The organism is Pseudomonas sp. 7SR1, assembly GCF_900156465.1.
In the GTDB taxonomy this organism is placed as follows: domain Bacteria; phylum Pseudomonadota; class Gammaproteobacteria; order Pseudomonadales; family Pseudomonadaceae; genus Aquipseudomonas.
In genome coordinates this window covers 4,880,823-4,893,320 of record NZ_LT707064.1, presented here as the reverse complement: position 1 = coordinate 4,893,320, position 12,498 = coordinate 4,880,823, and the positions used below count along the sequence as shown (strand labels likewise).

Sequence of the window (12,498 nt, the reverse complement as noted above, 5' to 3'; positions counted from 1 at the left end):
CCTGCCCGGGAAGGTGGTTCAGTGGGCGAAGAGGTTGACTGACCTACCGCTATCGCCAGCAGGCTCGCTGCCACGGAAATCCGGGTGAAGATCTCGGCGCCATCTCTATCTCTATGGGCGCGCGCCCGCGAAATCGAGCGTCCAGGCGATGGCAAGGGGCTTATTCCAAAGGCCCCAGCACCTGCCGGTATTTCTCCAGGCCCTGGGTGGTCCGGCGGGTCAGGCTGATTTCGATGCCCGTCGGGTTGTCCCGGCGGTTGCCGCTGAGCTTGCGCCAGCCTTTTTCCACGTCCCAATACCGCAATGCGGCATCGCTGACTTCGCTGAGCACGGCCACCCCCGGTCCGGGGGCGGGCAGTGGGTAGTGGCTGCGGGCCGGGCCCTGGGCGCGGTAAAGCGTGTCGCCCTTGAGCCACCAGCGCACCCGTTGCAGCTGGCCTTCCTGGGTCGCGGAGACACGGATGACATCCAGACGAAACCCCCGACCCTCGGTGCTGCGCACGGTCAGGGCGGGTGGGGCGGTGGAGGGTTCGTCGTCGACGCCGGGCTTCATCGGTTCGCTCAACTCGGTACTGGCGCGCAGGGCCACGTCGCGCTCCAGCTGGTTCAGCACCCGTAGCAGCGCTTCAGTCTGTTCGGTGCTGGCCTGCAGGTGGCTGTCGGCCCGGGTCACGCTGTCCAGCCCGCGCCAGGCGATCAGACTGACCACCGCCATCAGCAGGATCGCCACCATGACTTCCAGCAAGGTGAAACCTGTCTCCCGGTTGTTCATCGGACCTGTATCCGTCCGGCGTCACTGCGTTGCACGGTGAGGCTGTTGAGGCCATCCGACAGGCGAATCTGCAGGGGCTCGGAAATCCATTCGGCGCTCAGGACGACACGTGGCCCCGGTTCGATATCGACTTGCAGGGAGGAACTCTGCCAGCGACGCGGGCGCAGCTGCGGATCGTCCTTGAAGCGGTCCAGGCCGGTCCCCTGGTCGGCACGACGGCTGAAGCCGAACCCCTTGGCATCTGCGCGCCAGGTGATAGGGCGCCCGTCGACGCGGGCTTCGGTCTGGGCCAGTTGCAGCAATTGCGCCAGACGTTCGGCGTCCTGGCGCAGCAACTTCAACGGATCGGGCCGGATACTCAGGCTCACGGCGGCGCTGGCGATTCCGACGATCACCAGCACCACCATCAATTCGATCAGGGTGAATCCCCGCAGCCTGTCCCGGCCCATGGCGCGCTCCTTTGCGTTGAGCGTCATCCTGCACGGCGAAGATGATAAGCATGTGAAATAAAACGGAGAGAATTGACGCGTACGCTGAATGTCGGAATCAATACAAGGAGAGTCAGGTCATGTCCCTCATAGAGCGTGTGTCGCCGGCGCAGATCGTCCAGGCGCTAGGCCTGTTGGCGGCGCTGGCCGGGGTGGCGACCTGGTCTTCGTTATTGACGACATCCGCCGAATCCCGCACACCGGACGTGACGCCGCAACGCATGGCCGAGCGTTCCGATAACCCGGCGTTGCAGTGGTTTTCCAGCCAGCCGGCATCAGTGGACATCAAGGTCAGCGGCGTCATGGCCGGTGCCCGCGCGGCTGTGGCGATCCTCAGCCTCAACGACGGGCCACCCCGCGGTTTCCTGGTGGGCGAGAGAGTGGCCCCCGGCATACGCCTGGTGTCGATCGAGGCGCAAGCGGTGGTGATCGAACGCGGCAACCAGCAGACCCGGCTACCCCTGGCCCGACTGCCGGATTCGGTGAGCCTGCCTTCCCTGATACGTCGTTGAACAGCGAGCGGACGCAGGTCCGGCGCTCATTTTTCCCGACCGACCAGCGTCTCCAGCCGGGCCAGTGGCGGCGCCTCGCGGCTGCGGTCGGACACGCTCAGTTCGACCCGCAGCATCCGCCCGTTCTCCGCCGGGCGCAGGGTCTGTTCACAGCGCAGCAGCAGTCGCCCCTGGTCGCAGTCCGATACCCGGGTGCCCGGGGTGAAGCGGCCTTGCAGACGCAACTGCGCCAGTTGGGTACGGGCGGCCAGCAGGGCGATGGATTTGTCGCGCAACAGGCCATTGCCTTGGGTCATCACTGCGGCCACGCGCACCGCGGCCGACATGGCCACGGCAATGATCGCCAGGGCCACCAGCACTTCGATCAGGGTGAAGCCGGCTTGTGGAGCGGGGCGGCACATGGCTAGGACTCGATCGGTGAAGGCAAGCCTGCAAGGCTAGCCGGGGTTCGTGACCGATTGAAGACGCAAGCTCCTGACCAATTTCAATATCACTGACATATTTTCTTGCAACACTGCGCCTCGAATCGAATCCAGCGAAGGACCGTCGAGATGCAGATCGCCCGTTACACTGCCCGTCCCCAAGGCCCCAGCGGGCAGCGCGGCTTCACCCTTATAGAAATCATGGTCGTGGTGGTCATCCTCGGCATCCTGGCGGCGATGGTGGTGCCGAAGGTGCTCGACCGGCCTGACCAGGCGCGGGCGACGGCGGCCAAACAGGACATTGGCGGCCTGATGCAGGCCTTGAAGCTCTATCGTCTGGACCACGGCAGCTACCCGAGCATGAACCAGGGCCTCAAGGTCCTGGTCGAGCGGCCGGCCGATGTCAAGAACAGCACCTGGCGTTCCTATCTGGAGCGCCTGCCCAACGATCCGTGGGGTCGTCCCTATAACTACCTCAACCCCGGTGCCAATGGTGAAGTCGATGTGTTTTCCCTGGGTGCCGACGGCCAGCCCGACGGCGACGGGGTCAACGCCGACATCGGTTCCTGGCAGCTGTAAGGAACGTGATGCGCACGGATTCGCCCAACGGCGCGAAGCAGCGTGGCATGGCCGTCATCAGCGCGTTGTTGATCGCCGCGGTGGTGGCAGTCATCGCTGGCGGCATGCTGGCCCGCCAGACCCTCTTCACCCGTAGCGTGGAGGCCGAACAGCTACGTATCCAGGGAACGGCACGCTTGCAAGGCGGCCTGCAATGGAGCCGCCAACTGCTGTGGGAGGCCCGCCAGCGTGATCCCTTGACGCGTTTCGGCCAGCCTTGGGCGAAACCCATCGTGATACCGGGTTCGAGCGCGGTCGAAACGCCGTTCGAAGGACACCTGGAAGACGAGCAAGGCAAGTTCAACCTGCGCAACCTCGTCGCCAACGAGCGGGTGGACCCGGAGCAACTACGGGCCTTCGAACGGCTGTGCGAGCAACTGGGTGTTGCCGCGGCGGTACGCGGGCGCATCGTCGAACGCGTCATCGCGGGGTACCCGAGATTGCCGGACACCGAGCGCACGAATGCCACGACGACGGCTCACACCTTCGACAGCGGTCGCGACACCTCGCCCCACGCCGACGGCACGCCGCTGGCGCCCACGCGGCCGATGATACGCACGTTGCAGGATCTGCACGGCCTCAAGGGGGTCACGACCAAGATACTGGAGACCCTGGCGCCCCATGTCACCGTGCTGCCGGCCAACACCTGGCTCAACGGCAATACCGCCAGTGCCCAGGTGCTGGCTGCCTACGTACCCGGACTGTCGCTGCAACAGGCCCAGGCATTGGTGGCCGAGCGCGACGGTGGCCACTGGTTCATCAATCGCGGCGATTTCGTCAATCGCCTGCGCATGCCGCAGTTGGAAACCACCGCCGTCAAGGTCGGCATCACCAGCGACTGGTTCCGCTTGCGCGGCCAGGCCCACAGCGGTCAGCGTCGGGTCGAACTGGACGCGTTGCTGCAGCGCAGCCCGGATCGGCTGCCCCAGGTGATCTGGTCACGGGTGGGTGTATGAAGCGGCTGCGGGTAGCGCTGGCGCCGCTGGAGAGCCTGGACCTCGACACGCCATTGGCGTTTGCCTGGCTGGACCGCCAGGGGCGGGTGAGCGAACACGGGCGCAGCAGCCTCCGGGCCTTGGGGCAGGGCGCCAAACACCTGTCGGTAGAATGCTTCCTTCATCCCCGGGACAGTTTGCTGACCCGGTTGGAACTGCCTTCGCTACCGGCGGCGAAAATCAGTGCGGCGGTGACCTGCGCGGCCCAGGCCCTGATGCTCGGGGCCTGCGAGCGGATGCAGGTCGCCCACGGCCCTCGGGACCCCGATGGACAGGTGTCGATTGCCTGGCTGGACCGCGAGTCGCTCAACCTGCTCGGCCGCCTCCTGCAACAGGTCGGCCTGAGGTTGCGCGGCCTTTACCCGGCGGCCTACGCCTTGCCGGCCTTGGCCGGACCGGTGGCCTGTATCGAAGACGGGCATCTGCTGGTGCGCCATGGCCCGCAGCATGCCGAGGTACAGCCGCTGGTCGGGGAGACCGCGGACCTATGGCTGATGGACGCCGGGCCGGGTTTGCACTGGGTGGGAGAGTCGCCGCCGCAGCCTTCCATCGCGACCTTGCCGGCAAGCCAGCGCCTGGCGGGTGCCGTGCCGGGCTGGGGCTTGCATGGGGGGCTGAACCAGCGAACGACCGGACGTGGGGGCTGGGGCCGGGCGGCGGCGATCTGCGCGCTGGCCCTGGTGGTCTGGGTCGTTGGCCTGAATCTCTACGCTGCCCGCCAGGCAGCCCAGGGGCAACGGCTCAAGGCGCAGATGACCCAGCGGGTGAAGCAGGCGTTTCCGCAGTTGCCGGTGGTCCTCAACCCATTGCAACAGGCGCGTCAGCAGATCGCTGCCCGTCGCGAGGGCTCGGCCACCGATCCGGCCCGGCGCTTCGCTGCCCTTGTGCGACAGGCCGGCAGCGCCATGCCCTTCATGGGCGGCAACGTGCAAACCCTGGTCTTCGATAACGGTGAGCTACGCCTGACCGTCGTCGCCGATGCGCAGAAAGCCACCGCCGCGGACGATTGGAAAATGCCCCTGGCCCAGGCCGGCATCGACGTCGTCGCCATCGAGCAGGGCTGGTTGTTGCGTACGGCCTCGAACGGTACGGGTGCCGCGGACACCCCCGACGACACCTCGGAAGCCGACGATGAGTAACCCCTCCCTGACCCGACTGAAGGTTCGCTGGCAGACCCTGCGTTCGCGTCTCAAGGGCGCCTGGCAGGGCCTGGCGTTGAGAGAGCGGCGCGCCGTGTCCCTGGCGGCGCTGGTGTTGGGCAGCTGCCTGGTCTGGCTGGTCCTGATCCAGCCGCCGCTCAAGACCATCGCCTATTGGCAGGCCGAAACCCCCAAGCTGCGTTCGCAGACCGAAGCGCTGGAGGTGCTGCTGCGGGATGTCGGCGGGCCTGCCCAGGGGCAGCCGGTCGAGTCGGCATTGCGTCAGACCCTGGAGGCCAGCGGACTGGGCGAACATTATCAGCTGCAGGCTGCCGACCCGGGTAACAACGCCTGGCAACTGACCCTCCAGGACGCTCCGGCCGATGGCGCGATCGACTGGTTGCTGAGCTATCCCGGACGATCTTCCCTGGAAGTGATCGAGGCCCGCTTGCAACGCACGGGCCCGGCCAGTTCCGACGACACCGACACCGCCGGCACATTGTCCGGAACCGTTCGCATGGATCAGGCGCAAGGCGCTAAGGAAGCTTCATGAAGGGGGCCAGATATCCACGTCATTGGCACAAGGCCGCGCCGTTGCTGTTGCTCGCGTTGAGCGCCTGCAACAGCACGCCGCCAGCCTCGCAGCCACCCTTGCTGGTGGACAGTGAGCTGGGCATGCCGCTGGGCAATACCCAGCGCACGGGCGACGCGTTGCTGGACCGGCAGCGGGCCCAGGCCTCGCGGGAACAGAAACCTGCGGCGAGGCATCCGGTCGATCTCACGTCCCGCAGTCGCGAAGCCCGCGCCAGCACGCCTGGGCGCAATCCGCTGGGGGATCAACCTGTCACGCTGAACTTCGTCGAGGCCGATATCCAGGCCGTGGTGCGAGCCTTGTCCCGCTCGACCGGGCAGCAGTTCCTGGTGGACCCCAGGGTCAAGGGCAACCTGACCCTGGTATCCGAGGGCCAAGTGCCCGCCCATCAGGCCTACGACATGCTGCTGGCGGCGCTGCGCATGCAGGGCTTCAGTGTGGTGGACGTGGGCGGCGTGGCCCAAGTGGTGCCCGAAGCCGATGCCAAGCTGCTGGGCGGGCCGATCTACAGTGCCGACAAACCGGCCGGCAACGGCATGCTGACCCGCACCTTTCGCCTGCAATACGAGAACGCGGTGAACCTGATCCCGGTGTTGCGGCCCATCGTTTCGCCCAACAACCCGATCAACGCGTACCCCGGCAACAACACCATCGTCGTCACCGACTACGCCGAGAACCTGACGCGGGTGGCGCAGCTCATTGAAGGCATCGACACCCCCAGCGCCATCGACACCGACGTGGTGCCCATCCAGAACGGCATTGCCGTGGACATCGCGCAGATGGTCTCCGACCTGCTGGAAACCCAGGGCGGTGACCAGACCCAGAAGATCAACGTGATCGGCGACCCGCGCTCCAACGCCATCATCATTCGCGCTGGCAGCCCCGAGCGCACCGAGCTGGCGCGCAACCTGATCTACAAGCTCGACAATGCCCAGAACAATCCGAGCAACCTGCACGTGGTGTACCTGCGCAACGCCCAGGCCGGCAAACTGGCCCAGGCCCTGCGCGGCCTGCTGACCGGGGAGAGCGAAACCGAGGGCCACGACAACTCGCGCTCGGTGCTCAGCGGCATGGGCGCCAGCACCAACGGCCAGGGCAGCCAGGGCAGCAGCGGTGATGGCAGCAGCGGGAACAGCGGCGCGGTCGCCCCCACCAGCGGCGGATACGGCCAGGGCAGCAGCGGGCAGGCTTCAGCCTCGACACAGAACGAGCAGAGCACCGCGTTCAGCGCCGGCGGTGTGACCATCCAGGCCGATGCCACCACCAACACCTTGCTGATCTCGGCGCCGGATCCGCTCTACCGCAACCTGCGGGAAGTCATCGACCTGCTGGACCAGCGCCGGGCCCAGGTGGTGATCGAAAGCCTGATCGTGGAGGTCGGCGAGGACGACGCCAGCGAATTCGGCGTGCAATGGCAGACCGGCGATCTCGGTGGCAGCGGCGTGATCGGAGGCGTCAATCTCGGCGGCACGGGGCTCAACCTCAACGGCAAGACCAGCATCGACGTACTGCCCCCGGGCCTGAACCTGGGGGTGGTCAACGGCACCGTGGACATTCCCGGCATTGGCAAGATCCTCGACCTGAAAGTCCTGGCCAGGGCCTTGAAAAGCAAGGGCGGCACCAACGTGCTGTCGACGCCGAACCTGCTGACCCTGGACAACGAAGCCGCGAGTATCTTCGTCGGCCAGACCATCCCCTTCGTCAGTGGCAGCTATGTCACCGGGGGCGGCGGCACCAGCAACAACCCGTTCCAGACCGTGACCCGCGAGGAAGTGGGCCTGAAGCTCAACGTGCGGCCGCAGATTTCCGAGGGCGGCACGGTCAAGCTCGATATCTATCAGGAGGTCAGCAGCGTCGATAACCGCGCCTCCGGCACCACCGGGATTGTCACCAACAAGCGCGCCATCGACACCAGCATCCTGCTGGACGACGGGCAGATCATGGTCCTGGGCGGGCTGCTTCAGGATGGCTACAGCCAGAGCAACGACGCGGTGCCATGGCTGTCGACCCTCCCTGGCATCGGTGCGCTGTTTCGCAATGAACGGCGGCAGATCACCAAGACCAACCTGATGGTGTTCCTGCGGCCCTACATTATCCGTGACACGGCGGCGGGGCGCGGCATCACCCTCAATCGCTACGACTTCATGCGCCGCGCCCAGGGCCTGCTGCAACCGGAGCGCAGTTGGGCCATGCCGGACATGCAGGCGCCGCAACTGCCGGCCTCGGCCAAGGCGATCCCCGGCGCGGCGCCGGTCGGGCTGCAAACCCCGAGGGCGGCGATCAAGGCGGTGCCGGTCGAGGGAGATTCTCGTCAATGAGCATCAGCCCTCTGAGTGTTCGCGGCATGCGCAAGGCTGAAGCCAGCCCAAGAGTCTGTGGGAGCGAGCCTGCTCGCGATGACGGCAGTTCACTCAACCTCATTGCAACCGTACCGCCGCTACCGCGAGCCAGCTCGCTCCCACAGGCGGCATGTGTGTTTCTTGGGGTCGAGGTGTCGGCATGAACACTCTCCCATACGCCTGGGCCAAGGCCCAACGCCTGGTGCTGCGCCAGGGCGAAGAGGGGGCCGTGCTGATGGTGTGTCCTTCCACGCCGGGCTGGTCCATCAGCGAAGTCCGTCGTCAGTTCGGCGAGGTGCGGCTGGAGCGGGTGCGCGAAGACGACATCGAAGGCCTGCTCAACAGCGCCTACGCCGACACCGGCAGCGCTGCCGCCGTGGTGGGCGCGGCGGAAAACGAGGTGGACCTCGACCGCTTGATGCAGGACATTCCCGAGATCACCGACCTGCTCGATACCCAGGACGGCGCGCCGGTGATCCGCATGATCAACGCCTTGCTGACCCAGGCGGCCCGGGATGAGGCCAGCGATATTCACATCGAGCCCTACGAGAGCCATTCGGTGGTGCGCTACCGGGTCGACGGTACCCTGCGGGACGTGGTTTCGCCGCGCAAGGCCCTGCACGGTGCGCTGGTGTCGCGAATCAAGATCATGGCCCAGCTCGATATCGCCGAAAAACGCCTGCCCCAGGACGGCCGCATTGCCTTGCGGGTGGCCGGCAGGCCTATCGATATCCGGGTTTCCACCGTGCCCACGGGCCATGGTGAACGGGTGGTGATGCGGCTGCTGGACAAGCAGGCCGGGCGCCTGCAACTGGAGACCCTGGGCATGGACTCGGATGTACTGGGCAAGCTCGATCACCTGATCCGTCAGCCCCACGGAATCGTCCTGGTCACCGGCCCCACCGGCAGCGGCAAGACCACCAGCCTGTATGCCGCCCTGGCCCGGTTGGACGCCAGCGTTCATAACATCTTGACGGTGGAAGACCCGGTGGAATACGACCTGCCGGGCATCAGCCAGATCCAGGTCAACGCCAAGATCGACATGACCTTCGCCCTGGCCCTGCGGGCGATCCTGCGCCAGGACCCGGACATCATCATGATCGGCGAGATCCGCGACCTGGAGACCGCGCAGATCGCGGTGCAGGCCTCCCTGACCGGTCACCTGGTGCTGGCCACGCTGCACACCAACGACGCCGTGTCGGCCATCAACCGTCTGATCGACATGGGAGTCGAACCGTTCCTGCTGGCCTCGTCGATGCTCGGGGTGCTGGCCCAGCGACTGGTGCGCAGGCTATGCCCGCAGTGCAAACAACCCGACCCGGCGGCACCCGGCACCTGGCGCCCGGTAGGATGCGCCGCCTGCAGCCAGACCGGCTACAGCGGGCGCACCGGGATCCATGAACTGTTCTGCATCGACGATGACATCCGCACGCTGATCCACCAGGGGGCAGGGGAGCAGGCCTTGCGCGCCGCCGCTCGCCAGGCCGGCATGTTCAGCATGCGCGAGGATGGCGAGCGTTGGGTTCGTGGCGGCGTGACCGCTCCTGAAGAAATCCTGCGCGTGACACGGGACGCCTGATGAATCGCTATCGTTTCGAGGCGGCCGACGCCCAGGGCAAGATCGAGACCGGACACCTGGAAGCGGACAGCCAGGGTGCTGTTTTCAGCCTGCTGCGCAGTCGTGGATTGACCGCATTGCAGGTGCAGTTGGAACGCAACACACCTCAAGCCCACGGTGGCGGGTTATTCGCGGCCCGGCTCTCGGACAACGACCTGGCCTGGGCCACCCGGCAACTGGCGAGCCTGCTGGGGGCGAGCCTGCCTTTGGAAGCTGCGTTGAGTGCCACGGTGGAACAGGCCGAGCGCAAGCACATCGCCCAGACCCTGAGTGGAGTCCGGGCCGATGTACGCAGCGGCATGCGCCTGGCCGAAGCCCTGGCGGCGCGTCCCAAGGACTTTCCGGACATCTATCGGGCACTGATCGCCGCCGGCGAGGAGTCCGGTGACCTGGCCCAGGTCATGGAGCGGCTGGCCGACTACATCGAGGAGCGCAACAACCTGCGGGGCAAGATCCTGACGGCGTTCATCTACCCGGGGGTGGTGGGGCTGGTGTCCATCGGCATCGTGATCTTCCTCCTCAGCTATGTGGTGCCCCAGGTGGTCAGCGCGTTTTCCCAGGCGCGCCAGGACCTGCCCGGCCTGACCCTGGCCATGCTCACCGCAAGCGACTTCATCCGCGCCTGGGGGTGGCTGTGTTTCGGTGTGCTGGCGGGCGGGTTCTGGAGCTGGCGGATATACCTGCGCAACCCTCGGGCACGATTGAACTGGCACGCGCGTGTGTTGCGCCTGCCGTTGATCGGGCGTTTCGTGCTGGGGCTCAATACGGCACGTTTCGCCTCCACCCTGGCGATTCTCGGCGCCGCCGGGGTGCCGCTGCTGCGGGCGCTGGAAGCGGCGCGACAGACACTGTCCAACGACCGCCTGAGCCTGAGTGTCAGCGATGCCACGGCGAAGGTCCGCGAAGGGGTCAACCTGGCGGCCGCCCTGCGGGTGGAAAAGGTCTTTCCGCCGTTGCTGATCCACCTGATCGCCAGCGGCGAAAAGACCGGTTGCCTGCCCCCGATGCTCGAACGCGCCGCGCAGACCCTGTCCCGGGACATCGAACGTCGGGCCATGGGCATGACCGCGTTGCTGGAGCCCCTGATGATCGTGGTCATGGGCGGGGTGGTGCTGGTGATCGTCATGGCGGTGCTGCTGCCGATTATCGAGATCAACCAACTGGTTCAATAAACCGTCCTCGTCTGGTTGACACAGACCTTGTGGCAAGCACCGCTGCTCCGGGGATCTTTCACCGCAGGGCTGCGCAGCAGCCCCATGTCACCGCGCCAATCCGCCTGACACACCCGGGCGCAGTTGTGAAGGGCGCTTCGCACCCCAACGGGGAGATAAATCCCCTCGCCAGAAAAGCACACCGAGCAAAATAGACACAGACGCCGTCGACACCTCCCGAGCCTCGCTTTCGCCAAACTCGGGTTCCTCGTTCTGTCATCTTCCGCCGTTCGGCAACCATTCGCCGCCACTCCACGGCCAACCCTTGCCGTCCCCCCTGGAAAAACCGCCAGAACCCACGGCGCAGAGCCCCCGAACACCCGAGGAAAAAACTCGAAAAACAGCCCTCGGCTCCCGAGGTTTTTTCCTTTATCTGTCACCGGAAACTGCGAATTTCTAACCCATGGCCTCACCCCATCGCCACTGGCACAGGACCGAGCGCCATGACGGCAAGCACGCGTCAATCAACCTACGTACGAACACGATGAAAGGAGATTCTTCATGTTTAAGCGCAACGTTCTCGCGGTATCCCTGACCCTCGCCGGCCTCTGCGCCGCCCAGGCCGCCATGGCTGATGTCAACGGCGGTGGTGCGACCTTGCCTCAGCCCCTGTACCAGACTTCCGGCGTACTGACCGCTGGTTTCGCTCCCTACATCGGCGTGGGCAGCGGTGCTGGCAAGGCTGCTTTCCTGAACAACGACTACACCAAGTTCGTAGCGGGCAACACCAGCAAGAACGTGCACTGGGCTGGCAGCGACTCCAAGCTCAGCACCACTGAGCTGAGCAACTACGTCACTGCCCACGGCGCCGCCTGGGGTCCATTGATCCAGGTGCCTTCGGTGGCTACCTCGGTCGCCATTCCGTTCAACAAGACCGGCACCGCCAACGTCAACCTGAGCGTCAACCAGCTGTGCGGCGTGTTCTCCGGCCGCCTGACCGACTGGAGCCAGATCACCGGCTCGGGTCGTACCGGTGCGATCACCGTGGTCTACCGTGCCGAGAGCAGCGGCACCACCGAGCTGTTCACCCGCTTCCTGAACGCCAAGTGCGCTGAAACCGGCACCTTCGCCGTCACCACCAACTTCGCTTCCAGCTACAGCGGCGGTCTGCCAACCGGCGCCGTGTCTGCCACCGGCAGCCAGGCTGTGATGACTGCGTTGAACGCTGCCCAAGGTCGCATCACTTACATGAGCCCGGATTACGCCGCTACCTCCCTGGCCGGTCTGGATGACGCCACCAAGGTCGCTCGCGTTGCCGGTGTGTCCCCAGCCCCAGCCAACGTTTCGACTGCCATCGCTGCTGTTTCAGTTCCTGCCGCTGCCAACCGCGCCAATCCGAACGCCTGGGTGCCCGTGTTCGCCGCAACCACCAACCCGAACGACCCAAGCGTAGTGGCTTACCCATCCTCCGGCTATCCGATCCTGGGCTTCACCAACCTGATCTTCAGTCAGTGCTACGCCGATGCAACCCAGACCACCCAGGTGCGTGATTTCTTCACCCGTCACTACAACGCCACGGCAGCCAGCAGCAACGACGCCGCCATCACCGCCAATCGCTTTGTACCGCTTCCAGCGACTTGGAAAACCGCCATTCGCAGCAGCTTCGTAACCGCAACCAATGCCCTGAGCATCGGCAATGCGAACGTCTGCAACGGCATCGGTCGTCCGCTGTAACGAATCGCGCTAGCTCCATGCAACACGATCAGCAACGGCGCAAGCCGTTGCTGATCTTTTGCGTCAGGCCCCGACCAACACAGCCACATGAAATTTTCATGACAACCGTTCGGTCCCG

Annotated in this window: 12 protein-coding genes; 9 read left to right on the top strand and 3 right to left on the bottom strand. The window is 65.6% G+C overall.

From position 1 onward, the window contains the following. Positions 1–160: 160 nt before the first annotated feature. The gene (locus tag BW992_RS21585) at positions 161–772 is read right to left on the bottom strand and encodes a type II secretion system protein GspJ (protein WP_076407083.1); all 612 of its coding nucleotides are present in this window, start codon (positions 770–772) and stop codon (positions 161–163) included. Next, the gene (gene gspH / locus BW992_RS21580; RefSeq protein ID WP_072458827.1) at positions 769–1,221 is read right to left on the bottom strand and encodes a type II secretion system minor pseudopilin GspH; all 453 of its coding nucleotides are present in this window, start codon (positions 1,219–1,221) and stop codon (positions 769–771) included. The genes BW992_RS21585 and gspH overlap by 4 nt, the downstream gene beginning before the upstream one ends. 119 nt (positions 1,222–1,340) lie before the next feature. Here gspH and BW992_RS21575 point away from each other — a divergent pair, with 119 nt between their 5' ends. Beyond that, positions 1,341–1,772, top strand: a complete 432-nt coding sequence (locus BW992_RS21575; RefSeq protein WP_072458826.1) for a general secretion pathway protein GspC — start codon at positions 1,341–1,343, stop codon at positions 1,770–1,772. A gap of 26 nt (positions 1,773–1,798) precedes the next feature. Here the strand turns inward: BW992_RS21575 and gspI are convergent, their stop codons facing one another. Continuing rightward, on the bottom strand, positions 1,799–2,173 hold the full coding sequence (gene gspI, locus BW992_RS21570; RefSeq protein ID WP_076407082.1) for a type II secretion system minor pseudopilin GspI: 375 nt from the start codon (positions 2,171–2,173) through the stop codon (positions 1,799–1,801). A 150-nt stretch (positions 2,174–2,323) separates the two neighbouring features. On the opposite strand from gspI, the gene gspG reads away from it, so the two are divergent. The 8 genes from gspG to BW992_RS21530 all read left to right on the top strand — a co-directional run bounded on the left by gspG (position 2,324) and on the right by BW992_RS21530 (position 12,380). Next, complete coding sequence (gspG, locus tag BW992_RS21565; protein ID WP_076407081.1) at positions 2,324–2,773, top strand: type II secretion system major pseudopilin GspG; 450 nt, start codon at positions 2,324–2,326, stop codon at positions 2,771–2,773. An 8-nt stretch (positions 2,774–2,781) separates the two neighbouring features. After that, a complete protein-coding gene (gene gspK, locus BW992_RS21560; RefSeq protein WP_076407080.1) occupies positions 2,782–3,768 on the top strand; it encodes a type II secretion system minor pseudopilin GspK in 987 nt (328 codons plus the stop codon). Further along, positions 3,765–4,946 carry a type II secretion system protein GspL gene (gene gspL / locus BW992_RS21555; protein ID WP_076407079.1) on the top strand — a complete coding sequence of 394 codons (1,182 nt, stop codon included), beginning with the start codon at positions 3,765–3,767 and terminating at the stop codon, positions 4,944–4,946. The genes gspK and gspL overlap by 4 nt, the downstream gene beginning before the upstream one ends. Continuing rightward, on the top strand, positions 4,939–5,499 hold the full coding sequence (gene gspM, locus BW992_RS21550) for a type II secretion system protein GspM (RefSeq protein ID WP_076407078.1): 561 nt from the start codon (positions 4,939–4,941) through the stop codon (positions 5,497–5,499). Before gspL ends, gspM begins: the two co-directional genes overlap by 8 nt. Then, a complete protein-coding gene (gspD, locus tag BW992_RS21545) occupies positions 5,496–7,856 on the top strand; it encodes a type II secretion system secretin GspD (protein WP_072391261.1) in 2,361 nt (786 codons plus the stop codon). Before gspM ends, gspD begins: the two co-directional genes overlap by 4 nt. A gap of 181 nt (positions 7,857–8,037) precedes the next feature. Beyond that, entirely contained in the window at positions 8,038–9,456 is a 1,419-nt protein-coding gene (gene gspE, locus BW992_RS21540; RefSeq protein WP_076407077.1) for a type II secretion system ATPase GspE, read from the top strand. Further along, positions 9,456–10,667, top strand: a complete 1,212-nt coding sequence (gene gspF / locus BW992_RS21535; protein ID WP_072431067.1) for a type II secretion system inner membrane protein GspF — start codon at positions 9,456–9,458, stop codon at positions 10,665–10,667. The genes gspE and gspF overlap by 1 nt, the downstream gene beginning before the upstream one ends. Positions 10,668–11,207: 540 nt before the next feature. Continuing rightward, on the top strand, positions 11,208–12,380 hold the full coding sequence (locus BW992_RS21530; protein WP_076407076.1) for a substrate-binding domain-containing protein: 1,173 nt from the start codon (positions 11,208–11,210) through the stop codon (positions 12,378–12,380). Positions 12,381–12,498 lie beyond the last annotated feature (118 nt).